Source organism: Nostoc sp. DedSLP03, assembly GCF_034530815.1.
Classification (GTDB): Bacteria; Cyanobacteriota; Cyanobacteriia; order Cyanobacteriales; family Nostocaceae; genus Nostoc.
In genome coordinates, this window is record NZ_JAVRCK010000054.1 from 1 (window position 1) to 26,169 (window position 26,169).

Below are 26,169 nucleotides of genomic sequence, written 5' to 3' on the forward strand. Positions count from 1 at the left end.
TCCAAAGTCGTTTTGAGGTACTTCAAAGTCGTTTTGAGGTACTCCAAAGTCGTTTCGAGGTACTTCAAAGTCGTTTCGAGGTACTTCAAAGTCGTTTTGAGGTATTAGATGATGAGTTTTCTTGCCTTAACCCGATTTACGGCGAAGGCGATCGCGCACAAAAGTATCATAAATATAATTCAACTATTTAATCCAGTCAGAACTCAAATTCCAACTTATGATCCTAAGTTGGGAAAATACTCAAGGTTAGTGACGCTGCTCACAACCACGAGAAAATAATACTTTTTGCCCCCCATTACACGTAATGGCTCAAAGGTGTAGTCAATCCCCTTAACCCGGCAATAAGCGTGAATGCTACTCATACCCCAGGTACGATTACAGCCAGTGATAGTTGGCTATGGTATCTTATCTAACAATGCCCCAAGTATGGTGAGAGAATATACCTGAGTCAATGTTCACTATAGGATAACAGTTTGTGGAGATGTAGAAGTGCAAAAAAAGAATCTTGCTCTCCTGATCGAAAGGGTTAACTTACGGACTGCTTTAGTCTCCCTCATTCTCTTTTTTAGCGGTTTCCTGTTAATGCTTTGGGCTGCAAATGATGCTCTTTGGGTTGGGAAAGCAACCTGGAAGAATCTTACTGAGTCTATGGGATCATTATTATTTGGTACTGGTCTTGTTACAGTAGCATGGGATCTATTTGGTAAACGAGCGTTTGCGGAGGAACTGTTATCAAAAGCATCAATTTCTCATGAACTTATAAAAGCTGGTATAGTTCAAGTCACGCCATCATTTCAAAGTCGAGATATTGACTGGGATGAACTATTCAAAAAGGCAGTCAAGGTAGATTTACTATTTGCTGGTTCATCTACATGGCGTAATCAACACTTTAGCCATCTAGAAAATTTTCTTGACAAAAAAGATGCTAGGCTTCGTGTCTTATTGCCCGATCCTCAAAATCCTTATGTAATTACTGAGATCGCTCACCGAACAGATAAGAAAAAGGATGTAGCAGAAGCAGGAATCAACAAAGCTATTGATTTCTTCTGCAATCTATCAAGCAGACATCCGAATGCACAAATTCAAATCTGGTTGATGAAACAAGCTCCTTTGTTCTCTGTCTTTCGATTTGATAATAGAGCGGTAGTAGCCCTATATACTCATCGTCGAAGGCTAATTGGAGTCCCTACAGTTGTATGTGTTGAGGAAGGCGAATTATTTCAATACGTTATAGATGAAATTGAGGAATTGGTAGCACAAGGTAATCTGTCACGAGAGCTCAATATTTGAGGAGGCAACGAAATAACCTGAAAAGCTTTATATGGGGTGTAACATTTCATGATAAAAAAGATATATCTCGTCTTCTGAACTACTCAACATACCTTCTGTTTGGACATGAACTGCCTGCCACTTAGTGTTCTATGTTATGAACACACCATGGGAGATTCGCTCTTACCATACTTGGAACTGAAAATACATCCTATTCTGAAACTACCCTACGTCCACGAGGTGAAAGTAATTGGCAAATATGATCGCTCTCAAGGTATATCACCTCAAGAGAAATCTGGAAAATTATTCAATTTTAAGCGACCAACAGTGGTTTTAAACGATGAAATTGCAGAGGTAAGATGCTTTCCTGGATGGGATTACGTATTCCATTTTTCAAATGTCATCGCATGCTATTTCAAGAATATTGGTCGAGACGTTCATGTAGTGTATAGTCTGCCAACAGTACAAGAGTGCTGGAATGTGTTGAGAAATTCTTCCCTCCAAGAATTGCCATGTACGGAAGTTGTTATTTTAGGTTACGTGGAGGGTTTGGATTTTTTATCAGAGGATAAAAAATGGCAAGGAGATGGTGATTTCCTTTGGAAGATATGTAAGTTTGGTTCCTGCCAAACTTTATTACTAGGATGTAAGCATACTTACTGGGGAGAAATTGCTGGACGTATTGTTATGCTCCTAGCAGAGCGTGGTGTTAAAACTGTTATTTACTCAGGAAAGTTAGGCTCTCTTGATATGAAGCATACTCCAAATAGCTACCTGGCAACAGGTGGAAGCAGCTATATGCCTGGAGGAGAACTTATCAGTTGGGAGAATGCATTTGATTGCCTAGATGACCCAATTGTACAAAAAGGGTTACACACGACAATTGCTTCAGTTTTACAGGAAACAGTTATATGGCATGAACAACAACCTGTTGAAACTAAATTTGTTGATCCTGAAATTGGGCACATGGCTTTTGCTGCCTCTGTAATGAATATCAAATTTTCATACTTACATATAATCTCAGATAACTTATCAGCTAAATACAGTTTTGATCTTTCAAACGAAAGGAATGAAAAAGTTCTAGAGGATCGGCGAAATCTTTATAGGATAATTGGAGCAGCATTATCCGTTATCTTGGCTCAATGCCAATAATGGGTTATGAAGACATAAATAATCTTGAAACGTTACGTCATAATGTGATGTTTACGCTTGCAGTCAGAAAATATAATACAAACTTACTGTACAATATTTCAGATTTTTAGGTGTATTTATAAATTACGAATATTCAAGGAGTAAAGAAGGTCATGCTAGTTCTACGAAAGGACTATAAGGAAATACGGTTCAGTTAAGGGTTATTGGTGTAGGTACTTGGTCTTTGAAGACGCGATAAATCACGTCTCTACATGAGGGTTTTGGGCTTATCTGAACCGTATTGGCCAATGACAATCAAAAAAAGCAATGAAAAGGATCTGACCTTCATATTTGCTAGGCTGACTGCAACAAACAAATAAATACAAGCCGTCAATTCTCCTTGAGACTGATAGCGATCGCACAAACGCACTAAAATTTAAGAAACCATCATGATGGGTACTGACATGGTATCGATTCCAATTACTTTGGAACAACTCATTACGGCGGTACAACAGTTACAGCCAGACGAACGAGCAAAAGTTGCTAGAGCCTTGATTCAAATAGATTTACGTTCAGATTTGACGGCTTTAATTCAAGAACTTTATACCGAACACCCCGTGAATGAGATTACAGACGACGAAATCAGGGCTGAAATTAAAAGACCGGAGGGGATCTAAGTCTTTCCCCTCCACCCCTTTTGCCCTATGCTCAATTAATTCAACGGTTCCATAATGGCTCTTAAACCTTTATTAGAGAGTGTTTTGAGCATTTCTTTAGCGTTATATTCACTGCTAAATACTCCTGCTTGCATAACTCTTTGACCATCCCAAACTGTGAGAAACGCACCAGGAGCAAGCGATCGCACTAAATCTCGATCCCGATCGGTTGCAAGTGGCACTACTACGCGATAACGTACACCAAATTGTGTTGCAGAGTTACCACCATAGGGAATACTTGCAGAACTTGTTTGCAGATTGCGAGTATTAACAATGGGGATATTGGGATTGGGAAGTGGTAAAAGTTCTGAAGCACCAGGAGCAGCAGTTTCTAGTATTGGTAATGGCTGTTGTGTTTGATTCCTCATACTTGAAACTGGTGGCTGTGCAACTGAATTGGATGGGGACTCAGGGGCAGTAAACTCAATGGTATTAGGATCGATCCGCACGTAATTTAACTGTGGTGTATCAGGTGGCTGGGCGTTAATTGGTATTTGTCTACCTGACAAGCTGCTAGGAGTAGGAAATCCGGCGACGCTAGAAGTCGGTGGTTGTTTGGATATAGGCAAGGAAGGCGGTACATTATTGGCTGGCATTAATGGCAGCAGTTGACTGTTTAATTGCCCAGAAACAGGATTATTTGCTGAAATACTGTTGCTGGTTTGCCCATTAGTAGTTTCAGGGATTTCGGGAGCTGAGAAGGTAATTTCCCCACTTGGTGGTATTTCTCGTAACACATTGTTGGGAGCGGGTTGAGAATTTTGGGTTGCTAGTGCTGTTGTACCGTTAATATCTACCTTACCAGTGATGCGATCGCTTACAAGGTTGTTACCAGCAGCAGAAATCATTTGTTTAGCAGCGCTGGCGTTAATGTCGTGGCGGGCATTATTTTGAAATGTATTACCCCCAGGTTCGGATGCACTACCCAAATCTGGCATTGCTTGAGCGATCGCAACTAAACCATCTTCTTTATTATCTTGAATAGAATTATTCCGCAAAATCGGGCGGGCATTTGCTTGTACGATAATTCCCGATCTATTGTTTTGAATTTGATTACCTATGACTATAGGAGCAGCATTTTGAGCAATATTAATCCCAAAACCTGTTTGGTGAAAGATATTTTCCTTCACTTGCGGACTAGAGTTACCAGCAATTGTGATGCCATTGGCTCCATTGCGATCGAAGTAATTCTTACTAATGGTAGGTGCGGCATTACCACTGACGGAAATTCCATCTTGAGTATTGCCAGTAAATGTATTTTCTGCGACTACCGGATTGCTAGATTCAATCCATAAACCGTAACCACGAGGATTAGAGTTCGTCACTGTTACCCCTGTGAGCAAGGCTTGGTTTGCCCCGACAATTGTGACATTTTGACCGCCAAAGCTCCGACTTAGGTAATCACCGCCTCCCTGAATGATAATCTCCTTACCTTGATTGCTGGGGTTGCCTTGAATTGAAATACCCGGTTTCAATATTAAGGGAAATTCCTCTCCTGTCTCGGCGCTATAAGTGCCAGTAGAGAGCATAATTACAGTATTGGCGTTAGCTAATCGCAATGCATAGGTAATAGTTTTTACAGGAGCGGATTCGCTGCCATTGCTTGCCTTGTCATCTCCAACACCAGGATTGACAAATAGCACATTAGCTTGAGAAGGTGTTTTCTGATTCAGAGGTGCTGAATTTGGTGTCGATGGAATCTGAGCGATACCTTCTCTACGAGAGGCTTTGCCAACGGCGAGCTGCGCTAACGCACTATCCTGGCTGATACCCAGAAACGCTATACTTGCCGCCCCCATCCCTAGAATAAAAGATAATACTGAAAAGCTAAAAAATAAAAGCCTTGCTGATTTCAGAAACTTTAGTTTTGCAAACAAAACATCTACTCTACGGTACTCAGTAAACATACGAGGAAGAATCATATTTAACACCACTCCTTATAAGTAATCATAAATTCTTATACTCCCTAGAGAGTATTATGTCGATAATATTACTCATATATTGACCGAGTGGCGATATTTAATACATAGTAATAAATGATATTAGACATCTCCAGAAATTAATTGTGCGTTGCCCAAAATAATTTGTGGGCAAAATTCATAAATTGTGCCTATATCATTTATCTAATAGATATAAAAGTGAAATTAAATATGTGTTATCCAAAATCCTTGTAAAGACGTAACATCATGTTACCCACCCCACAAGAATTAATTGGATATTTTTTTATTTGGAAGTCCTTAAGAAGCTACGGTGTACATACATCTCTAAAAATCTTACCCACCCAATATTTCTGTTCAAGTGAAAGTCCCAGACTGAGCAAATATCCCGCCCGGAACTTTAGTTCCGGGCTGATAGCTAAAGTCCTCTAAAAGAGGACTAAACTAAATGTCTTGTTTAGTCCTCTTTTAGAGGACTTTGGTTATGAGACTCGGAATTGATTCCGAGGCGGGATAGATACACCGTTATGAGACTCGGAATTGATTCCGAGGCGGGATAGATACACCGTTATAAGACTCGGAATTTATTCCGAGGCGGGATAGAGACACCGTTATAAGACTCGGAATTTATTCCGAGGCGGGATAGATACACTACACCAACACTTGTGTGTACACCGTAGCCTTAAAAAGAGGGGAAAAGAAACTCTAAAAGCCCCCCTCCTTTTTAGGGGGAGTTGGGGGATCTCCAAGACTCAGGTGTCTTTAAGAAAGGTTTGAAAACACGCCCTAGTCTCTACATAGTTTCCACTAATATAAAACTCTTATTTTATTTTTGACCAAAACTCAGTACACCTTTATTCCTTATTCCCAGTCCCCAGTCCCTTACTTCTACGAGTGATTCAGGAATCAAATCGGATTGCTATATATCTATATGTAGATTTTCTGGTGTATTCCCTTTTGCCAGTCTTTTGTAAGCTCGTTGTCTATCGTAAAACACTTGACTAAGCTCAGTGCGAAACTGTAGCCTCAAACTACCCTTATCACTGTCTATAGGAACATGGGATAATTTACCGTAACCCTCACTACTACGTTATTTTGCGTAGATTCCGCAAAAATTAGTAAAAAAAAGCAATCTTATTTAACTTATGGTTACTAGGACTTATGATAATTCACACTTCGATGAAAGCACTAATGGGGTTGTTGTAATGGTCGAGCCATACAGCCAAAAAGAGCAAACACAGCAAGTTGTTTACCGCATTTTAGATGCCAATTTAGACCGCGCTCGTGAGGGTTTGCGAATTATCGAAGAATGGTGTCGATTTGGTTTGAATAATGCCCAGTTGGCTCTTGAATGCAAACGGCTGCGACAAGAGGTAGCCAAGTGGCATACCCCAGAATTACGGGCGGCGCGAGATACACCAGGCGATCTTGGGACTGAGTTAACCCATCCTCAAGAAGAACAACGAGCTAGTATAAAATCGGTTTTGCAAGCTAACTTTTGCCGGATAGAAGAAGCATTACGGGTGTTGGAAGAATACAGCAAGCTTTACCAACCAACTATGGCTAAAGCTTGTAAGCAGATGCGCTATCAGGTTTATACCCTAGAAAGTAGTTTAATGGGTCATCAGCGCCATCAATTGTTGTGGCGATCGCGTTTGTATCTTGTGACTTCCCCTAGTGAAAATTTGTTGAACACTGTCGAAGCTGCACTCAAAGGCGGATTAACGCTATTACAATACCGCGATAAAACCGCCGATGATTCTTTGCGTCTAGAACAAGCGAGAAAATTACGGCGGTTATGCCACATCTACGGTGCTTTGTTTATTGTTAACGATCGCGTGGATGTAGCTTTAGCCGTCGATGCCGATGGGGTGCATCTGGGACAACAAGATATGCCTATTTCCATTGCTCGGCAATTACTGGGTTCGCAACGTCTAATCGGTCTGTCTACCACAAATAAAGAAGAAATGCAAGCAGCAATTGCTGAAAGTGTAGATTATATTGGCGTCGGGCCAGTTTATGAAACTCCCACGAAAGTAGGTAAAGCAGCAACAGGGCTAGAATATGTCAGCTATGCAGCCAAAAATTGCTCAATTCCCTGGTTTGCGATTGGGGGAATAGATGCCAATAATATCAATGATGCGATCGATGCTGGAGCCGAACGTGTAGCGGTAGTGCGATCGCTCATGCAAGCCGAACAGCCTACCCTAGTAACGCAATATTTGCTCTCTCAACTCAATCGCATTAAACCAGAAATTTAAAGAGTCATTTGTCATTTGTCATTTGTCACTTGTACTGAGCGAAGTCGAAGTATTTGTCATTTGTCCAAAGTAAGTAACCAATACCAAATACCCCATTCCCCATTCCCCATTCCCCATTCCCTACATTTATGTCTAATGAGATTACGATTCAGGTAAATGGGGAAACCCATAGCTGCTCATTTCCAACTTCTTTACCCGACTTACTCCAACAGTTGGGTTTTAACCCCCGCTTGGTGGCTGTGGAGTATAACGGCGAAATTTTACACCGACAATTTTGGCCGCAAACAAAAGTGCAACCAGGCGATCGCTTAGAAGTGGTAACTATTGTTGGTGGTGGTTAGTTGATTTGAGCCAGCAAGCCCAAATCCTTAAGGCTACGTTGTGTAATCTCGATGCGGGCGGGTGCATCTTCCGATTTTTGCATATCAAGGGTTGTGGCGAAAAAGTAGACGTTTTTGTTTTGCTCTAAATAACCCACAAACCAACCAACATTTGGTTTAGTACTCGTTAACCATCCCGTCTTTCCTCGCAGTGTGTAATCTGGAGTCTGTTCGCGTACCATAATGTCTTTGACAAGATTTGTTGTCCGTTGTGAGAAAGGCAAATCGCCTTGATATAACCGTTGCAAAAACTTAATTTGCTCTTTGGGTGTAATTTGTAATAACTGCGGTTGTAACCAAAAACGATCGATGTCTGCAACAGTGCCAATCTGACGGTTCCCGTAGCCTACTTTGTTAATAAATTGCTGCATCCGTTCATATCCAGCCCTACGCGCTAATACTTGATAAAACCAAACAGTTGAATCCTTAAAGGCTTGACGCAAATTTGTATCATGATTCCAGGCATCAATTTCTCGGTGAATTCCATCCCAAGTGAGAACTGCCACATCATCAGGAACTACACCTGTTTCTAATGCCACCAGCGCGTTAAAAATTTTGAATGTTGAAGCTGGAGCGATCGCGGTTGCATTACGTTGAGGATTGTGTTCGTAGGTGCGGTTGTTTTTTGAGTCGTAAATCAAGATTGAGCCTTCACGCCCAAATTCTTGAAAATGTCGCCCGAAATTTGGCGCTTTCACAGCGGGACGTTCAGATGAAGTTGAAGCAGGTTGAGCCACAACATACATTGCCCCAAAGGTAATCACGCTCAATACAGCAAGACATCCAATGACTGTAAACACGAAAGATTGCATTCGATGCTTTGCGTAATCTCGAAAGAATTGTTCTATGTTAAACCAGATATTTCTCATTGCACATTTATCACATCACAAGCGAGATTTTACACTGTAATCTTACTCTTTTGTGAGGCAATTAGTTAAAGGTTATGCAGAAATATGACTTTTAGTAAATTGCCCTTTTTGGTATTTTTTGAATTTTATAATTCAACCCGGTTTAGTTAATAAAATCATTTTACAAAATTGCGTTTTTCCCATCTTATTTATAAAGCGATCGATGGAGAGTTCTCCGCTTGGCTAATTCTTTACCTTTACGACCAAGCTGCTCGCGTAGTTGCTGGTCTTTGCACAACCGATTGAAAGCTTGAAAAACTTCATAACCAGAATTGGGATTAACCAGTATCCCATTTTCTTCATGCTGAACTGTATCTAGAACGCCACCTAAACGGGGAGCAATTATCGGCTTACCGAAGTAACTTGCTTCTAAATAAGCCATACCAAAACCTTCCATATTATTAGGTTTAGTATCCGATAAAGTCAGCATGGCAAATATGTCGCAAGCTGCATAATAACCTGCTAATTCTTGCTCTGGCACATATCCAGCAAAGTGGACGCGCTTATCTACTCGCAAACGATGCGCCAGAGATTTCAGTTCCGACTCACTTGGCCCTTGTCCGCAGAGTATATAGTGGACATCAACCCCAAAAGTTAGCAGTATTGGGATATTATCAATTACTCGGTCGAAACCTTTATGTTTTACTAGCCTGCCGATGGAGAGAATCACTATTGCTGTTTCGGGAATGTTGTACGCCTGACGCACGCGAACCCGTAAATCATCAAGGCTACTGGGACTGGCTATATTATTACCAAATTTTTCTGGTCTGATTACGGGGTTAATGACATGGGTAAGAGTATCTAATCGGAAAGCAGTTCTGAGGTAGTCTCTTGTATAAGAACTGTTACAAACAATGCCTTCGGCTCTATGAAGTGTTAATTTAAATAGCGATCGCAGCACGGGATTGTGTAAAGTGCAAAGAAGATCGTTGCCGTGCAGATAGATAAAAAAGCGAATAGGTAACAAATAGCTCAATAGCAACAGTGAAGGAAAATCATAGCCGTGGCCCCACTCTATATAACGATAGTGATAGCGAAAATAGAGTTTAATTGCCAGGACAAATGAGCAGACGATATTGACCAAAGGTTTTAAGATGTTTCCCACATAGCCACTACGCCAATATTTAGGATAATACCAGCGATACACAGGAAACTGTTGACTCTTATCAAATACTCGGTCTCCTGAGCAACTAGCTGCCAGTACAATTATTCGTTCTGGATCTTGCAGACAACGATTGTAGATATATTCCCCAATTACAGCTTCTTTCGGCAGAAAGATCCGGGATATGACTAGGATATCTGGGTATGCAGCTTTGTCTCTGATTTCGGCTGTTAGTTGAGAAATATGTTCCATAATCAAGTTGATGAATATATTTCAAATAGTTTTTAATATTTACAATTAGAATTACTTTCAAAGCCATCATTATTATTTTATTTCTTTTAAAACGAATTTGGTAGACAAATTTGCAGCCTATTTGAGAAGATTAGCCAGAAAGATTGTTTTTTTATTGTGTTAATTTTATTTTTGTTGCAAATTTCTCATTTTTTGAGAGTTTCTGTGCATAATGAACAAAAAATAAAAGCTAACACTTGTAGCGAAAATGCTCAGTAAACATCGGCTGCGAAAATTCCGAAATTTAGCTACGTTCAATAAAATATCCTAAATACTTAAACTCCTGTGCCAAAATGCCAAAATTTTTATAGTTACTTAGTCGCAACATTATGTCTAATATGAAAAATTATAAGGATTACAGACATTTCCTAGCTTTCTACGTACACGTAAATTATCAGCCTCCGAATGTATTAATGAGTGCTGTTGGTGGTAGTTAGGCGTTTTGCCCGTGCTAAATATTGAATAATAAAATTGAAAATAAACATGTCTTCAGGTACGGTTCCCCAGTCGAGAAATCCCCCCTGCGATCGCTACTTACCCAAGATAAGACGCGGTAAATTGAATATGTAGCCTCTAAAAGGTAATACTACTTGAATGCTACAAACTTGCTTGTTACGGGCTAGCGTTAGCAACATCCTGCAACACTGCTCCCACCATCGGGAGAAATCATAAATAATAATTTCGTTTTTCAAGCGATTGTCTTATGCGTAAAAAACTACAACAAACCATCAAGCCGTTGTTAAAAACCTTCTTAGCCCTAAGCTTGGTGTTAGCTTTGGTTCTAAGTCACGCTGACGGCGCATTAGCAGCCCGCAGTGGAGGTCGCATCGGTGGTGGCTCCTTTAGAGCGCCTTCTAGCCGCACCTATACACCGCGCACTTATGCACCTCCTGGCGGAGGCGGATACTATCCCGGTGGTTATGGTGGTGGCTTTGGTGGTGGCTTTGGCTTTCCCTTCCTACTTCCCTTCTGGGGTATTGGCGGAGGATTTGGTGGTCTATTTAGCATCTTAATCTTCTTTGCGATCGCTAATTTCTTACTGCAAACTTTCCGCCGCGTCTCTAGGGGTGAAACAGCAGAAGCAGATTACAGCAGTAACTCTCCTGTTTCTGTAACTCGTTTGCAAGTAGGTTTGTTAGCTCAAGCCCGTGAATTGCAAAATGAACTCAACCAGATTGCTGAAACTGCTGATACTAACACCCCCGAAGGTAGAGCAGAAATTCTCCAAGAAGCCAGTCTAGCTTTACTCCGCCATCCGGAATACTTTGTATATGCAGGTGGTGGCACTCAACAAGCCAGTTTAAATTCAGCTGAAGGTCAGTTTAATCGGCTGTCACTGGCAGAACGCAGCAAGTTTAGTGAAGAAACTCTTTCTAACGTCAACAACCAGCTAAGAGCAGCCCTTGCCAAAGATGCTTTACCTCCGGCTGGCGAACTTGACAACCCCACCCGCCTATTTACTGAAGGCCCTGGCGAATACATTGTTGTCACCTTGCTGGCGGCGACACTAGGCAAGTTTGAAATCCCCACAGCTATTAATAGTGCTGATGATTTGCGTCAAGCTTTACGGCAAATTGGTAGTATTCCTAGCGACAAGCTTCTAGCAATTGAAGTTCTTTGGACTCCTCAAGCTGAAAATGATACCCTCACATCTGATGATGTCTTAGCGAATTATCCTGATTTGAGACTTGTTTAATCTCTGAAAAATTTTGCATCTTAGTGCAACAAATAAGTTCCCCTTAAGAACAATAACTAGAAAACCGCTTGTCAATGACAAGCGGTTTTTTGTAGAGTTTATATCATTTCCAGATAATTAGTTATGATTCCCACACCCATTTCACCCCCAATACATACTTTTCGCATAAACCCAACAATCTCTCTTTTGGTCTGGGGAAAGGTAAATTCAAACCCTTAACCTTTCCCCCAAAACCCGAAAAATATTGATTTCACCCCACCTTGCCCTAAGAGTTTGCAAAGAGCGGATTAAGAAGAGCCAGTGCGGTCTTCTGCCAAGTGGAGCATCTGGCGTGTGGGGTTCTGAGAGGTGAATAAGTAATTAAGCGGACATCATAGATATATTTAAGTATGATTTTACAAACATTTTGGTAGTATTATCAAAATGAATTATACGCAAAGTGTTATCTTATGCCTAGTGTTGAAGCCGACGAAAACCGAGAGCATCGCATTAAAACGGAGATCGTTGTAGATGCCGAAGACAAAGAAGACCGAGCTATGGGTTGGTACTACTACCTTGAAGAGACTCTGAATTTTCCCTTTTTGGCTACATGGTCGAAGAAGGGACGCAAATCAGGTGCTGTTGAGGAGAAACAAGTGGAAGTATTGGGAATGGCTCCAGATGACGAGTGTTTAAAAGATATGTATGTAGAAGTGGCTTATATTAATGGTAAGGATGAAGATGTATATTCTGCAAAATTATCTGAAATAGCAGCCATTGATGCTGACAGTGAAACTCAAGAAGCGATCGCAGACTGGCTCTATTGGATTGCTAGAGGTTATAAATTTTAAACTCTAGGATAAATACCGAATGACGCGGCAAGGATTGCCAGCAGCGACAACATTCTCAGGTATATCTTTGACAACTACACTACCAGCACCAATGGTTGTGTTATCACCAATAGTTACGCCTGGACAAATAATTGCATTGCCACCAATCCAGACATTATTACCTATGTTAATTGGGGCAGCTAATTCTCTACCAGAAAGACGAATTTCTGGCTCTGTCGGATGATAAGCAGTATAAATTTGCACATAAGGAGCGCACAAAACATTTTCACCAATGTGAACTGTATTACAGTCTAAAATTACACAGCCATAGTTCATATAGAATTTGTCACCAGCAAAAATATTACTGCCATAGTCACAGTGAAAGGGTGGGACTATTAATGCTTTGTCACCGATTTTTCCAAATAATTCTTGTAAAATTTCCTGCCGTTGCTCTTGCTGTTCTTCGGTTGTAGAATTGTACCTTCGCAATAAACGACTAGCTCGCTTCATATCGGCAGCCAATTCTGGATCTTCGGCCAGGTATAATTCGCCTGCGAGCATTTTCTGTTTTTCGGTTTTTTCCATGACAGAATTATCAGGCTTCTCGGTTGTGTATGATAACCTTAGTAGCCGCTAGAGTATCATATTCCATGCTTAACTAAATATGGCATAAGTAGCTTTTCCCTGCCGTTTAGCTTGGTACATCGCAATATCAGCATCCCGCAGTAGAGTTGCAGGTTCCTCATAATTACTAAAATTCCAAGTAATACCAATGCTAGCTGTAGCAGATAATTGATATCCATTCAGGTTAACTGGCAATCTTAAGGAGTCTTGAATGCGTTTGGCAACATTGGTAGCATCGGTAATGTCTTTAATATCCTCCAAAAGAACAGTAAACTCATCACCACCAAATCGTGCTACAGTATCGCCACTACGTAAGCATGACTCTAAACGTCTAGCGATCGCTACTAAAAAATCATCACCTATTCCATGCCCAAAGCGATCGTTAATCTCTTTGAAGCCATCTAAATCTAAAAATAAAACTGCAAAATAATAGTCGCTTCTGCGTTTGCTACGTTCAATAGTTTGTTTGAGCCGATCTAAAAATAAAACACGATTCGGTAATTCTGTTAGCCCATCATAAAATGCATTGCGGATCAGTTGCGCCTCTGTCTGCTTACGTTTAGTAATGTCTTGAAAAACTAAAACTGCGCCAGTAATATTGCCATCTCGATCGCGAATAGGTGCAACATTATCACCAATCGCTATTTCTTTACCATCTTTGGTAATCAATGTACAGTTTTCTGGTAAATTGAAAACTTTACCTGCTTCGATTGCATAAGTGGCCAAATTTTCAATTTTTTCTCCTACATCTTTATTAACTAAGTTAACGACTTCTATTAAATCTTTCCCCAACGCTTCACTTTGCTTCCAACCAGTGATTAGTTCTGCTATGGGATTCATCATTTCAATACAACCATTTGCATAGGTAACAATCACAGCACAACCCATACTATTAATAATTGTCATCAACCTCTGTTTTTCTTGGTCTAATATTTTTTTGGTCTGATGTTTGTACAGTGTCATTTCAATCACAAAATGTAAATCACTTTCAAGAAATGGTTTGGCTATGTAACTAAAAGGCTCACTTAGTTTATTTTTATGTAATGTTTGATATTCCAAACACTCTGTTAGATATATTACAGGCACATGAAAGTTATTCTGGATAATATCCGCTACGTGGAGATGATTTATTTCTCCAGCTAGACAGATATCAATTAATACTAAATGTGGATGAGTTTCTACTACCTTTTTTATTACCTCTTCACCATATTCAGTTATTTCTGATACTAAATAACCTAACTTTTGTAAACTTTTTCTAATATTTGAGGCGAGATTTTTTTCATCCTCAACAAGTAGGATTTTGCGGGCGAACATGTTACAATCACCTGTTTGCTAAGGTTCAGATTCTTGTTGTCAGTGTCAACTCAAGTCAAAAGTGCTTATCTTATCATAAACAATCTCTAACTATCCTGTATTTTTACTTGATATTAATACTAACTAATGAGTAAATAGTATGATATTATTAATTTCCAGAAATTTATCTGATTATCAAAGTTAACTTTGATTAATTTATGTAGCTAATATGGTGCTACTAACATCCAATTCAAATGAGAATGTAATTATCAAGCATTCAAAAACTGATTTTAAAATGTATACAATAATTTTATATTGAGAAAGTATAAACACTAAGTATAATCTCTATATAGAAATTAATCAAGAAAAAATTTTCATAAAATCACAGTAGATTATTTTAATAGAATTAAAAAAATTTAGAGTGTCTTGGATGTAATATATTAATCTACATTCGCTTAATTATTAATAATTAATCTTAACCTATACTTAAAAAGTTTAATGCTGTTTTAACTGCAAATATATTTTATATCAGATGAAGTCTAAATTACGGTCTAAAGCTATGTGAAATATTTAATGAACAGTAAACTTGCATTAATTAGAAATATTCATTCAACAACCATAATTAAAAAACATCAGGATTGTTATAATAGCATGGTAAGCCTAAATATGTGCAATATAAAATTAGTTATGTTTCTCAAATATCAATAGCTAAGATATTTTTAATGCACTATTTTAGCCTTGCCACACCACTAAGCGTATTTTAAAAATAAAATACTAGCCCTATAGCTTCTGGTTAATACTTAATCACAATTCCTCTCCTCTGAAAATTTATAAGTTAAATGTTCATCAGCCGCTCGCGGTATTTTTTAGTTTTTTGGTAATCAATAGGTACTGATGCCAATGGCAGGAAAGATTCTCATTGTGAGACACTTCCAAGCTCCACGTAAACCTCCTGTTCTTTGCTATCTGATAGATACTGAAAAAAAACATTTTGTGAATTAAAGGTTGGACTTGATTTTAGTCACTTCAATGCTAATTTTGCCACCAAAGTCTGGAATAGGTGCGGCAGGTTTGCTGAGAGTGACTTGGACTTTTGTTACACGATCGCACTCTTGGAGGATAGAATCTGCGATCGTTGTTACCAATTTCTCCACCAAAACAAATTTAGACGTTTTGATCAGATGTTGTGTCAAGCTAATGACGCTGCGATAATCTAAAGTGTCTTCGATCGCGTCAGTCTTGGCCGCTGTGGAGATATCCAACCATAACCTCACATCCACCTCAAACCATTGTCCTAGCACCTGTTCTTCTGGTAGATACCCAGTGTAGCCATAGCCGCGAATTCCCGTTAAATGAATGCAGTCCATAAAAGTTTGAGAGCAAATTGTGCATTTTGTAGAAAGTTCAGCAAGTTTGCTTGGAGATTTTCTTTCCCAGAAACTCGCGTGGCGGTGATGGAAGTCAACACCGCATTGATGGATTTTAAATTGAATTTCCCTAGACAAAATCTAAAATTTAAGATTGTTTTATAGCTATGTTTGATTTAATGCCGATCGCTTATAGGAATGTTAATCAACTTTGGGCTTATATTTTAACAGAGACTTTAAAGCGGTTGGGATTGACTTGTGCCATCATTTGTCCTGGATCGCGCTCTACACCCTTAGCGATCGCCTTTGCTCAACAAGCACCTGAGATTGAAGCAATTTCCATTCTTGATGAACGTTCCGCCGCCTTTTTTGCTTTGGGACAAGCTAAAGCAACCGGACGCCCGGTGGTACTAGTTTGCACCTCTGGTACAGCAGGAGCAAATTTTTATTCAGCAGTCATTGAAGCCTCATATAGTCGCGTACCACTATTGATATTAACTACCGATAGGCCTCCAGAATTGCGAGATTGTCACTCTGGGCAAACTGTAGATCAATTGAGATTATATGGAAACTACCCAAATTGGCAAACAGAGTTAGCCTTACCCTGTGCCGATCTGGGAATGCTAGCTTATCTGCGACAAACGGTAATTCATACCTGGGAAAGGGCGCAAAATCCGACAAAGGGGCCAGTACATTTAAATATTCCCTTTCGCGATCCCTTAGCGCCTGTTCCTGATGGAACTGACTTGAGTTATTTGCGATCGCACTTGGAATCAGAAGACTTTTTCGCAGGAATAGCAAACCCATGCCCCATACCCTATGCCCCATGCCTAATGCCCAAAGAATGGAAAAAATGCGATCGCGGCATTATTATCGCAGGTGTTGCCCAACCCCAGCAACCAGAGGAATATTCTAGAGCGATCGCGCAACTTTCCCAAACTCTCAAATGGCCCGTGCTAGCTGAGGGACTTTCCCCAGTCAGAAATTATGCCGAACTCAACCCTTATTTAATTTCCACTTATGACCTGATTTTGCGAAATCAGCAGCTAGCAAAGCAGTTAGCACCCGAAATGGTGATTCAGGTGGGTGAAATGCCTACGAGTAAAGAACTACGTACCTGGATAAATGCAACCCAACCGCGACGCTGGGTAATCGATCCTAGTGACCAAAACCTCGACCCTTTGCACGGGAGAACGACGCATTTACGGATATCTGTAGAACACATAAAAGTAGAGGAAATAAATTTATCTTTATCCTCAGACTATGGAAAGCAATGGTGTGATGCGGAAGCTAAAGTTAGGTTAGTTGTTGACCAGACGATGGGAAAAATAGATGAAATAATTGAGAGTAAAGCAGCTTGGTTAATTTCTCAGATTTTACCGCCAGAAACGCCTCTGTTTATTGCCAATAGTATGCCTGTGCGGGATGTGGAATATTTCTGGAAACCAAATAATTTAGGAGTGCGATCGTATTTTAATCGGGGTGCAAATGGCATAGATGGCACACTATCCACCGCTTTAGGAATTGCCCATCGCCAGCAAAGTAGTGTGATGTTAACAGGAGATTTAGCTTTATTGCATGACACCAATGGTTTTTTAATCCGCAATAAGTTTGTCGGACATCTCACGATTGTGTTAATTAACAACAATGGCGGTGGAATTTTTGAAATGTTACCCATTGCCAAATTCGACCCACCATTTGAAGAGTTTTTTGGCACTCCCCAGGATATTGATTTTGCTCAGTTGTGCGCTACTTATAATGTGCAGCATGAATTGATAACTTCTTGGGAGCATTTGCAGCAAAGATTAAACCCGCTTCCAATTAAGGGAATTCGGGTTTTGGAGGTGCAGACAAGTCGCAAACATGATGCTCAGTGGCGACAGGATAATTTAAGAAAGTTTGCTGGAGATATTGCAATTTAACTATATTGTAAGTAAAGATAATAACTTAATGTTAGTAAATTACAATAAAAAATTATGATAAATGAAAGAATTTTAATTGGAAAGACAGTTGAAGAAGCTACTGAATATGTAAAAGGCAAGGGTTACGAATTCTTTATAGTGCAAGACAAGTGGATGGTACAAAATCCACTTACTAGAGGAGTATATGTAGTTGTAGTAGATAACAAAATAACTAAAGTTAAAGATATTCGTCATTAAGGTTGAGGCAAAATAGCTCATACACCACTATGAATGGCAGAAGTTTGCCTACCTTTAACAAGGGGCTTAAGCTCTTTATCTGCTTAATTGAGATGTTAGCTGGATTTACACCATCCTGTACTAAACATTCTGAAGTTAAAGCTGATCTCGGCAATCGAACCTCAACAGAGCAATCAGTATAGACAATCACACATTTTGCAAATATTAAAAAAGAATTAAGCAAAACCACCATCCAGTCTTGCTCTGAGGGCGCAAATATAAAGAATAGCTGGAATAACTCTCTTATAACTAGGGCCTGCCAACTGCCATACTGTGAATAATCCTGCACCTATCCAACCAACTGGTCCGATAATCACAGCTATTGCACTTGACATTGTTGTATAAGCAATAAAGGGTAAAGTAACCCCTATTACTCCGGTAAGTGTACCCAATGTTGTTGAAGCCAGTAAGTAAATACCAAAACCAGACAATTGAGCGCCTGTCAAAGCAAGAAAAATACTAGCACTTCCTAATAATTCACCTCCTTTCTCAAATTGTGATGCTGTTTTTCGTAACTGCTGTTCCATCTCTCGCTTTTGTTCTGGTGTCATTTTCTCCAGCATTGTTTCCATAACCTTCTGTGCAATTTTTACCTCCATTCCACTAGCAGATTCATATTTACTACATTTTATTTTTAACTTTTTAGCAGCCCGCCTAACTATTTTCTGGTAACTTGGATGATCATCAAATATTTCATTAAATACATAGCTGGCAGGATCTTGGCTCTTCTTGCATAGACGATCAACGATAGAATCGACTGTTGGTTGTTTTGCCTTAAGAATCTGTGCCAATGCTTTCCTCTCCTCAGATGAGGCACGATTTAGTAAGTTTTTAAGGTCATCCATATATTTAAATCCTTTTACTGGGAAAAGAAATTCTAATAATAGTATTCCCAGTAATATTATTTTTATATCGATGAACTGAAAGAAAAAGGATAATGAAATTATGGCAACAAAACTGAGTGATGTAATGGAAAAAATTCCACCATCACGTCGAGCAAAAATTGAAGCTCGCGCTCAAGAGCTTATTACTGAAAAAATGAATCTTCAAGATATGAGAAAAGCGAGAAAGTTAACTTAGGAATGTACTGACTGACTTTGTAACCACCCTTCCAAGTCCGCGATCGCAATCTCAATTCCAAGAACGCCAAAGCTAACGCTTCCAACGTTCCTCAGCAATTTCACCAAATAGTCGTTTTTACATCGCAGTACGAGCGATCGCACTCTTCCTTCCACGATTTCTTGATATACCTGCGTGTCTTCCAGTCTCAGATTTGTAGCTTTGAGAATTTTAACGGGTGCGATCGCTCTTCTCCTCTGCACCTCTGGGTAAAACTTACCCCCTTACTTCACCTTGTAACCATCCTTCCAAATCAGCAAGAGTAGAGAAATCCAACAAAGCATCACCTAAAGCTTCCAACTGTTCCACCGATAACCCTTGAATCTGGCGCTGAAGCGACTCAGGAAACTCACCCACCCGTCGGTTTAATAGTCTTAAGATGAGCGATCGCGCTTCTTCCTCTCGTCCTTCTTCTTTCGCTTCCCGAATCGCCCGTGGTTCTTCCAAATTCAGTCCCAACATCGTTGCAATCTCCTCTCGACTAAGCTTAGAAAACTTGTAGACAATAATCGTCGTCACTAAATCAATTATCGCTTGCTCCGATTGTTGCCGTGCTTGCTCCAGCAAAAACCGCGCCCCTTCAACTGCTTCTGTTTCAGAAGTAACATTTGTTAGCAACATCAAACCCAATCCCAAAGGTTGTTGTCGCAAATCCCCCAACTCATCCAGATAAACCCGCCTGACTTGACCACTTTCCAACAAAGCGCGGTGAATCATTGAGTTGGAAGGTTCCAGACTGCGAGAAGGAAAAATTATTACTCCAAACCAGTCATCGTAACGAATCGAGTGTCGGTAGAGAAACAAAAATAATTCGCTAAAGAAGCGGTGATATAAGTCTTCGTCCTTCTGAAACTGGACTTCAGCAAAAAATACGGTTTTGGAAACTGCATCAGCCGGAGGTAAAAATACTCCATCAATCCGAAACGCGGTTTCTTTCACTTCAACCGATTCAAATTGGTAATTTTCCGCTTCAGAGGGTGGTTCATCTACTAATTCAAACAGCAAACCGGGAAATTGCTTAAATAATTTGTAAAAGATGGTGTCACGTCGCATTTTTATTCCTCAACACCCAGACAATTACCAGATTGTAAAGGCTTGAGACAACAATTTTAGCGTAGGCGTAGTCCATCGCAGGTATCGCATATCCCTACGTCCGCGATAAAATTCTTGAAGCAACAGCGCACCCCATACCAATGCAAATTAACTGGCAAACTGCCAAAACCTACGAAGATATTCTGTATCAAAAAATTGATGGCATTGCGAAAATCACCATCAACCGTCCCCATAAACGCAATGCCTTCCGTCCTGAAACCGTCTTTGAACTGTATGACGCTTTCTGTAATGCTCGTGAAGACACTAGTATTGGTGTTGTCCTATTTACTGGATATGGTCCACACACTGATGGTAAATATGCCTTCTGTTCTGGTGGAGATCAAAGCGTGCGCGGACATGCAGGTTATGTGGACGATACTGGCATCCCTCGCTTAAATGTGCTGGACTTACAACGGCTGATTCGTTCGATGCCGAAAGTGGTGATTGCTTTAGTTGCTGGATATGCGATCGGTGGTGGACACGTCTTACACTTAATTTGCGACCTTACCATCGCTGCCGATAATGCCATTTTCGGACAGACGGGCCCGAAAGTCGGCAGTTTTGACGGTGGTTTTGGAGCCAGCTATCTTGCCCGCATCGTCGGACAAAAAAAAGCTAGAGAAATTTGGTTTCTCTGCCGCCAATATGATGCACAACAAGCTTTAGAAATGGGTTTAATTAATTGTGTCGTCCCAGTAGAACAACTAGAAACGGAAGGTATTCAATGGGCGCAAGAGATTTTAGAAAAAAGTCCGATCGCAATTCGATGTCTCAAAGCCGCCTTTAACGCTGATTGTGACGGACAAGCTGGTTTACAAGAACTTGCTGGCAACGCCACCCTACTTTATTACATGACAGAAGAAGGATCTGAGGGAAAACAAGCCTTTCTCGAAAAGCGTCCACCAGATTTTCGCTCTTTTCCTTGGCTACCTTAGAATCGCAAAAATCGCACCTCATTTAAGGGGGGCGATTTTTGTAGATATCAACTTTTACAGCACTAAAAATCTTAAAAACAAATCTTATTTTAAGCAGACTACAAACTCAGTCCAGTAATAATGGATGACTAAATAACCACTGCTTTAGTTTTTACCTGTTCAGATATGGAGGCAGCTATTTCCTCTAGAGGGGCAAGAGCAGCATTATCGAAATCTGAAGCTAAAGATTGACAAGATGTTAAAACTGGAGCTGCATCTGGTAAACCCCAAGCATCTTCTAAGGTTTCCCAAGAAGGTGCAAAAGGTGGAAGCGCCAAAGAGCAAGCCTTCCAAGTCGCTTGAACTGGTGCGCCCAACTGCTGGCACGTTCCACCACGGCGACCTTCTGGCTGGTAATGACGGCAATATCTACAGGCAGATGCTAAAACTTTAATGGGTTTCATTCGGATTCATCTTTAGTGTTGTTTCTGGCTGAATTTCATCTTTATATTCTGCTTCTATATATAAAGACGGAGAAAAGCCAAAAAGTCATTATTTTCTATAGGTTTCAGCGATCCCAAGTAAAAAATAAACTTCAGGATATTTTTATAATCTTGTTATATATTTAAATAATTCATAGAGCAGTTACATATAGGTATCGTCTAAAACTTATTAGGGATCAAGACTAAAACTAAAGCTTTTGATTTATTCAGCCTTTTAAATTCCTCCTTAAGTATGGCTTAAGGCATAGAATTTCACATAAATAGTCTACTTTGCATACCACATTGGGCATATTTTAGCGGTAAATTATACTTTTTCTCAAGAATCAGAAAAATTTGATGTAATAGCAGCAAGTTATTTTAGGATAAACTCTGCTCAACAAATAATCGCTCAACTATTTTGCTTTGAAAACTGTTTAGCAGCACAGACAGAACAGACTTCCCAGCGCTGGAGTTCACCGGGAGGAGTGGGGGATTGGCACTGGGGACAAAGGGGTAAGCCATGCGATCGCGATCGCACAATCTTCGTCCAATGTCCAAAAGCCGCATTTACATCCTTGGTAGGCATAGCAGCATCAGGGCGGTTAATCTCATCACCAAGGTAACTTGGATGCTCATGAGGCGAAACCGTTTGTTGCTGTTTTCTTTCCACCAACGGATTCTGCCAGCCAGCAGTAGAGAAGCGAATATCAACCAAAGGCGTTGGCAGCTTTTTATTCAACTTTAAAAGTAGAGATGTGCGACCAAAAGTCAGGTTTTGCGCCCAAGCAGCACTAGAAGTTGCTACCGACAAAACATCACGCTGAATTGATAACGGTCGAGTATTTGCGGCAACTACTGGCTCAACAACTTCTGCCCAACACTTGAGCAGGCGTTGAAATGGTTGCTCCTGCCATTTCGACTGCTTTTCCAGAATCCTTAAAACATCATTAATTGATTTCAACGACATTATTCAAAGTGGGGAGTAGAGAGTGAAGAAGGGAATAGGGTACAGATTACAGGGTGCAGATTATCCCCTATCACCTGTCACCTGTCACCTCTCCCCCAATCCCCAATCTATTTAAATAATTTCCGCTATTATTATCACAAAATATATCTATCTAAAAGTTGATTCCAGTAATCTAAGTTTGAGGCAAAAAGGCAATGACTCAAAACTCCCAGAACAACTCCAGTACTCATCAACAATCGTCTAAAACACCTGGGTTGAAACCAGTACTAGCAGCAGCACTAGCAAGTTTAGAGGTGCCGCTAGATCAAGAGTTAGCTCGATACCGACGCACGCGAACTGGTTTGGTTTCATCTAAGCAGTCCCGTGTTGCAAGTTACATCAGCGGACAACCCCAACCGTTAACTACCATTTCGACAATATTGGGCGCAACTCAGTCATCAGCAACGGAAATTAAAACCAACGTATCGCCTGCATCTGTACCCGTGAATCCTGAGATGAATCCAGCGCCAGCTACGGCAAAAATTGATGTCTCACCCGCATCTGTAGCTGTGAATACTGAGATGAACCCAGCACCAACTACGGCAAAAATTGAGGAACTGAATAATCTGAATCTGCCCTCTACCTCCAATGCAGCCAAAACACAAACTCAACTTCCACCACCCCCACCCAACTTTAATAGCAGTATCGTGCCAGCGATCGTTAAAAATACTAAAAGCGAAAATCACTTGCAGACGGATGATAGCCCCAAGCACCCAGATGACTATTTAGAATCTAGTGAAGCACTGCTGCGAAGTCTGACAGAAGAACAACCAGAAACCAAGAAACCAAGTAATTCTACCGACAGTCTGCTATCACCTTTGGGTATTGGCTCTATGTTGCTGCTATTGGTGGCTAGTCTGATCTTGGGTTATGCAGTCTTCAATCCCAAAAGCTTGCCACAATGGAATTTAGGCAACTTATTTAACGGCAACTCCTCTCCCACACCAGAAAATACTGAGGAAGTTGGGAGTAATGTCCAACCTCAAATTCAACCACCAAGCACATCTATACCCAAATATCCCAATCTAGCTACTGAAGAGTTTCCTGAAGTAAGAGATCCCAATGATGTAGTTGGTTTAAAACCCAAAGTCCAACCAACCCCCGCTGTAGTGCCTAATCCAATTGTTACCCAAAACCCTGCAAATCCTCAAGGGGCATTGTCTAACCCCAATACAGCCCAACAGACTAACCCGATCGCTTTAGCACCAGTACCGAGACTACAATCCTTGCCTCCTCTTTCTTTACCTCCCACTTCACCGACAAAAACCTCGCCCAAGCCAATCGCAACGTCACTAAAGCCAGATACAGAAATCAAACTAGGAACAGATGGGTTTTATCATGTAGTGATAGATAATAAAGGAGCAGCTTTTGCCTCAGCACGGCAAATAATTCCTGATGCTTATTTATCGCCTAACAAAGAATTGATTTATCTGGGTGCTTTTAAAACTAAAGAGCAAGTAAAACAACAGATGAAACTGTTAGAAGCGAAGGGAATCAAGGCGCGAGTTCAGCAGCCATGAATTGCAAAATCTACGATACCATGAGATAACAGTCCTGAGTCAACAAGTGCTGAGTGGTAGAGACAGAATATTGTTTGTTTACAACATGAGTAATGAGTAATCCGTGCTGAGTGGTAGAGACAAAATATTGTTTGTTTGCGACCCCACAACAAAAAATATTATACTCAAAACTTTTATTCGGCACTCAGCACTCCATAACTACACGTATGACAAAAAATATTACTATACTTAGGACTTTAACTAGGCACTTAGCACTCTATAACTAAATTCATTACTCAGCACGGTCTAAACGCCCTGCTAACAGCACTCAGAACTGGATTTCGTTGGAGAGCCGATATGGAATTAATCAAGCGTATTCTGCGGGTGATTCGCGCTAATCTCAATAGTTTGATCGGTGGTGCAGAAGATCCAGAAAAGATTTTGGAGCAAGCTGTCCTGGAAATGCAGGAAAATCTGGTGCAGTTGCGGCAGGGTGTAGCACAAGCGATCGCTACCCAGAAACGCACTGAACGACAAGCAGCTGCGGCTCAGTCGCAAACGGAAGAATGGTATCGCCGCGCCCAATTGGCTCTGCAACAAGGTAATGAACCTCTAGCACGTGAAGCTTTGACTAAGCGCCAAGCCTATAAAGAAACTACTACAGCCCTCTTTTCGCAGATAGAGCAGCAAAACGAGATAGTTGCTAGGCTAAAAAAGGATATGCGATCGCTAGAGTTAAAAATTTCCGAGGCGAAAACTAAAAAAGATATGTATATTGCCCGCGCCCGTTCTGCTGAAGCGTCTTATCGCCTCCAAGAAATGCTCGGCGGAGCTTCTGCTAATAACAGTCTGAGTGCCTTTGAGCGCATGGAAGAAAAAGTTTCACAGATAGAAGCTCAATCAGAAGCCATAGCTCAACTTAGTAGCGACGACTTGGAAACACAATTTACTTCTTTGGAATCTAATGATGTAGATACCGAATTGGCAGCGATGAAGGTACAGGTTTTCAAGCAGTCAGAAAACACACAGCATAAAATCCTAACTGAGGAGAGCCAAAAGACACAGCAGCCTCCCCAACAACAGTTACCCAAAACTCAGGATTCTTAAAGTTCCACTAATTAACCCAGTTTGGCGATATCTTAACAATAAAGAGTTGTTAGGAGGTACTGATTCAAACTGGAAAGATTACATTGAAATAGGTAGCTATAAAAAAGTAAAAAAGCTAACTGTCCAACAAAAAGCGTAAATCACACAAGGAAAAACAAAGTTATGGGATTATTCGATCGCATTAAGCGAGTAGTTAGTTCTAACCTTAACGACCTGGTTAACAAAGCCGAAGACCCCGAAAAAATGCTAGAGCAAGCCATCCTGGAAATGCAGGAAGACTTGGTGCAGCTGCGTCAGGGAGTAGCCCAAGCGATCGCCGCCCAAAAACGCAGTGAAAAACAGTATAATGATGCCCAAAATGAAATCAATAAGTGGCAACGCAATGCCCAACTAGCGCTACAAAAAGGTGATGAAAACCTAGCACGACAAGCTCTAGAACGGAAGAAGACTTATACTGACACCAGCACAGCTCTCAAAGCTAGTTTAGATACCCAAAGTACCCAAGTTGATACCCTCAAGCGTAACTTGATCCAGCTGGAAAGCAAAATTTCTGAGGCTAAAACCAAGAAAGAAATGCTCAGAGCGAGAATCACCACTGCCAAAGCCCAAGAGCAGCTCCAGGGTATGGTACGTGGGATGAATACTAGCAGTGCAATGTCTGCCTTCGAGCGGATGGAAGAAAAAGTCTTGATGCAAGAGGCCAGGGCCCAGGCACAAGGAGAGTTAGCGGGTGCTGATTTAGAAAGCCAATTTGCTCGATTGGAAGGTAGTAGCGATGTTGATGATGAATTGGCAGCTTTGAAAGCGCAGATGTTACCACCCGCAGCTCCTCAAAATCAAGCCCAACTGCCACCACAACAACAAACCACTGCTCCTAAATCTAATGAGGTGGTTGATGCTGAGTTAGATTCCTTACGCAAGCAATTGGATCAACTGTAAAATTGACAGAAAACTTATTTGAGCTAGTC

At 40.7% G+C, this 26,169-nt stretch carries 26 protein-coding genes; 15 read left to right on the forward strand and 11 right to left on the reverse strand.

Going from position 1 to position 26,169, the window contains the following annotated elements; translation table 11 throughout:
• The 4 genes from RM368_RS23430 to RM368_RS23445 form a co-directional block, all read left to right on the forward strand.
• Positions 1-191, forward strand: a 191-nt coding sequence (locus RM368_RS23430) for a hypothetical protein (RefSeq protein ID WP_322696264.1), incomplete at its 5' end; no start/stop codon positions are given.
• Between the two features lie 298 nt (positions 192-489).
• Positions 490-1,290, forward strand: a complete 801-nt coding sequence (locus RM368_RS23435; RefSeq protein WP_322696265.1) for a hypothetical protein — start codon at positions 490-492, stop codon at positions 1,288-1,290.
• A gap of 147 nt (positions 1,291-1,437) precedes the next feature.
• The gene (locus RM368_RS23440) at positions 1,438-2,421 is read left to right on the forward strand and encodes a hypothetical protein (protein WP_322696266.1); all 984 of its coding nucleotides are present in this window, start codon (positions 1,438-1,440) and stop codon (positions 2,419-2,421) included.
• Positions 2,422-2,864: 443 nt separating this feature from the next.
• Entirely contained in the window at positions 2,865-3,077 is a 213-nt protein-coding gene (locus RM368_RS23445) for a hypothetical protein (protein WP_322696267.1), read from the forward strand.
• A gap of 35 nt (positions 3,078-3,112) precedes the next feature.
• Here RM368_RS23445 and RM368_RS23450 read toward each other — a convergent pair whose 3' ends face one another.
• Positions 3,113-5,038, reverse strand: a complete 1,926-nt coding sequence (locus RM368_RS23450; protein WP_322696268.1) for a DUF1565 domain-containing protein — start codon at positions 5,036-5,038, stop codon at positions 3,113-3,115.
• 1,220 nt (positions 5,039-6,258) lie between these two features.
• Between RM368_RS23450 and RM368_RS23455 the strand changes: the two genes are divergently transcribed.
• Both RM368_RS23455 and thiS read left to right on the forward strand, forming a co-directional pair.
• A complete protein-coding gene (locus RM368_RS23455) occupies positions 6,259-7,314 on the forward strand; it encodes a thiamine phosphate synthase (protein ID WP_322696269.1) in 1,056 nt (351 codons plus the stop codon).
• Between the two features lie 128 nt (positions 7,315-7,442).
• Positions 7,443-7,655 (forward strand): sulfur carrier protein ThiS, encoded by a 213-nt coding sequence (gene thiS, locus RM368_RS23460; RefSeq protein WP_322696270.1) that lies wholly within the window; start codon positions 7,443-7,445, stop codon positions 7,653-7,655.
• On the opposite strand, the gene blaOXA is transcribed toward thiS, so the two are convergent.
• Together blaOXA and RM368_RS23470 are read right to left on the reverse strand one after the other, a co-directional pair.
• Positions 7,652-8,506 (reverse strand): class D beta-lactamase, encoded by an 855-nt coding sequence (blaOXA, locus tag RM368_RS23465; protein WP_322696271.1) that lies wholly within the window; start codon positions 8,504-8,506, stop codon positions 7,652-7,654. The two genes, thiS and blaOXA, sit on opposite strands and share 4 nt — an antisense overlap.
• Before the next feature lie 241 nt (positions 8,507-8,747).
• A complete protein-coding gene (locus RM368_RS23470; protein WP_322696272.1) occupies positions 8,748-9,956 on the reverse strand; it encodes a glycosyltransferase family 4 protein in 1,209 nt (402 codons plus the stop codon).
• A 742-nt stretch (positions 9,957-10,698) separates the two neighbouring features.
• On the opposite strand from RM368_RS23470, the gene RM368_RS23475 reads away from it, so the two are divergent.
• On the forward strand, positions 10,699-11,691 hold the full coding sequence (locus tag RM368_RS23475; protein ID WP_322696273.1) for a DUF1517 domain-containing protein: 993 nt from the start codon (positions 10,699-10,701) through the stop codon (positions 11,689-11,691).
• A 449-nt stretch (positions 11,692-12,140) separates the two neighbouring features.
• A complete protein-coding gene (locus RM368_RS23480; RefSeq protein ID WP_322696274.1) occupies positions 12,141-12,521 on the forward strand; it encodes a calcium-binding protein in 381 nt (126 codons plus the stop codon).
• Positions 12,522-12,524: 3 nt separating this feature from the next.
• Here RM368_RS23480 and RM368_RS23485 read toward each other — a convergent pair whose 3' ends face one another.
• The 3 genes from RM368_RS23485 to folB form a co-directional block, all read right to left on the reverse strand.
• Positions 12,525-13,085, reverse strand: a complete 561-nt coding sequence (locus RM368_RS23485; protein WP_322696275.1) for a sugar O-acetyltransferase — start codon at positions 13,083-13,085, stop codon at positions 12,525-12,527.
• A 69-nt stretch (positions 13,086-13,154) separates the two neighbouring features.
• A complete protein-coding gene (locus RM368_RS23490) occupies positions 13,155-14,438 on the reverse strand; it encodes a diguanylate cyclase domain-containing protein (protein ID WP_322696276.1) in 1,284 nt (427 codons plus the stop codon).
• Between the two features lie 977 nt (positions 14,439-15,415).
• The gene (gene folB / locus RM368_RS23495) at positions 15,416-15,784 is read right to left on the reverse strand and encodes a dihydroneopterin aldolase (RefSeq protein WP_322696277.1); all 369 of its coding nucleotides are present in this window, start codon (positions 15,782-15,784) and stop codon (positions 15,416-15,418) included.
• A gap of 167 nt (positions 15,785-15,951) precedes the next feature.
• On the opposite strand from folB, the gene menD reads away from it, so the two are divergent.
• Both menD and RM368_RS23505 read left to right on the forward strand, forming a co-directional pair.
• Positions 15,952-17,706: a 2-succinyl-5-enolpyruvyl-6-hydroxy-3-cyclohexene-1-carboxylic-acid synthase gene (menD, locus tag RM368_RS23500; protein ID WP_322696278.1), complete on the forward strand. Its 1,755-nt coding sequence runs from the start codon at positions 15,952-15,954 to the stop codon at positions 17,704-17,706.
• A gap of 54 nt (positions 17,707-17,760) precedes the next feature.
• Positions 17,761-17,943, forward strand: coding sequence for a hypothetical protein (locus RM368_RS23505; RefSeq protein WP_322696279.1), 183 nt, complete (start codon positions 17,761-17,763; stop codon positions 17,941-17,943).
• A 215-nt stretch (positions 17,944-18,158) separates the two neighbouring features.
• On the opposite strand, the gene RM368_RS23510 is transcribed toward RM368_RS23505, so the two are convergent.
• Complete coding sequence (locus RM368_RS23510) at positions 18,159-18,827, reverse strand: hypothetical protein (RefSeq protein WP_322696280.1); 669 nt, start codon at positions 18,825-18,827, stop codon at positions 18,159-18,161.
• Between the two features lie 100 nt (positions 18,828-18,927).
• On the opposite strand from RM368_RS23510, the gene RM368_RS23515 reads away from it, so the two are divergent.
• Positions 18,928-19,062, forward strand: a complete 135-nt coding sequence (locus RM368_RS23515; RefSeq protein WP_322696281.1) for a hypothetical protein — start codon at positions 18,928-18,930, stop codon at positions 19,060-19,062.
• Here the strand turns inward: RM368_RS23515 and RM368_RS23520 are convergent.
• The gene (locus RM368_RS23520; RefSeq protein ID WP_322696282.1) at positions 19,059-19,304 is read right to left on the reverse strand and encodes a hypothetical protein; all 246 of its coding nucleotides are present in this window, start codon (positions 19,302-19,304) and stop codon (positions 19,059-19,061) included. The genes RM368_RS23515 and RM368_RS23520 overlap by 4 nt on opposite strands.
• A gap of 13 nt (positions 19,305-19,317) precedes the next feature.
• A complete protein-coding gene (locus RM368_RS23525) occupies positions 19,318-20,154 on the reverse strand; it encodes an Rpn family recombination-promoting nuclease/putative transposase (RefSeq protein ID WP_322696283.1) in 837 nt (278 codons plus the stop codon).
• Between the two features lie 140 nt (positions 20,155-20,294).
• Here RM368_RS23525 and menB point away from each other — a divergent pair, with 140 nt between their 5' ends.
• On the forward strand, positions 20,295-21,128 hold the full coding sequence (gene menB / locus RM368_RS23530; protein ID WP_322696284.1) for a 1,4-dihydroxy-2-naphthoyl-CoA synthase: 834 nt from the start codon (positions 20,295-20,297) through the stop codon (positions 21,126-21,128).
• Between the two features lie 128 nt (positions 21,129-21,256).
• On the opposite strand, the gene RM368_RS23535 is transcribed toward menB, so the two are convergent.
• Positions 21,257-21,571: a hypothetical protein gene (locus RM368_RS23535; protein ID WP_094349568.1), complete on the reverse strand. Its 315-nt coding sequence runs from the start codon at positions 21,569-21,571 to the stop codon at positions 21,257-21,259.
• A gap of 427 nt (positions 21,572-21,998) precedes the next feature.
• A complete protein-coding gene (locus RM368_RS23540; RefSeq protein ID WP_322696285.1) occupies positions 21,999-22,556 on the reverse strand; it encodes a DUF721 domain-containing protein in 558 nt (185 codons plus the stop codon).
• Positions 22,557-22,750: 194 nt separating this feature from the next.
• Here RM368_RS23540 and RM368_RS23545 point away from each other — a divergent pair, with 194 nt between their 5' ends.
• The 3 genes from RM368_RS23545 to RM368_RS23555 all read left to right on the forward strand — a co-directional run bounded on the left by RM368_RS23545 (position 22,751) and on the right by RM368_RS23555 (position 26,140).
• Complete coding sequence (locus tag RM368_RS23545) at positions 22,751-24,115, forward strand: hypothetical protein (RefSeq protein ID WP_322696286.1); 1,365 nt, start codon at positions 22,751-22,753, stop codon at positions 24,113-24,115.
• A 336-nt stretch (positions 24,116-24,451) separates the two neighbouring features.
• Positions 24,452-25,201 (forward strand): PspA/IM30 family protein, encoded by a 750-nt coding sequence (locus tag RM368_RS23550; RefSeq protein WP_322696287.1) that lies wholly within the window; start codon positions 24,452-24,454, stop codon positions 25,199-25,201.
• A 162-nt stretch (positions 25,202-25,363) separates the two neighbouring features.
• Positions 25,364-26,140, forward strand: coding sequence for a PspA/IM30 family protein (locus RM368_RS23555; protein ID WP_322696288.1), 777 nt, complete (start codon positions 25,364-25,366; stop codon positions 26,138-26,140).
• Positions 26,141-26,169 lie beyond the last annotated feature (29 nt).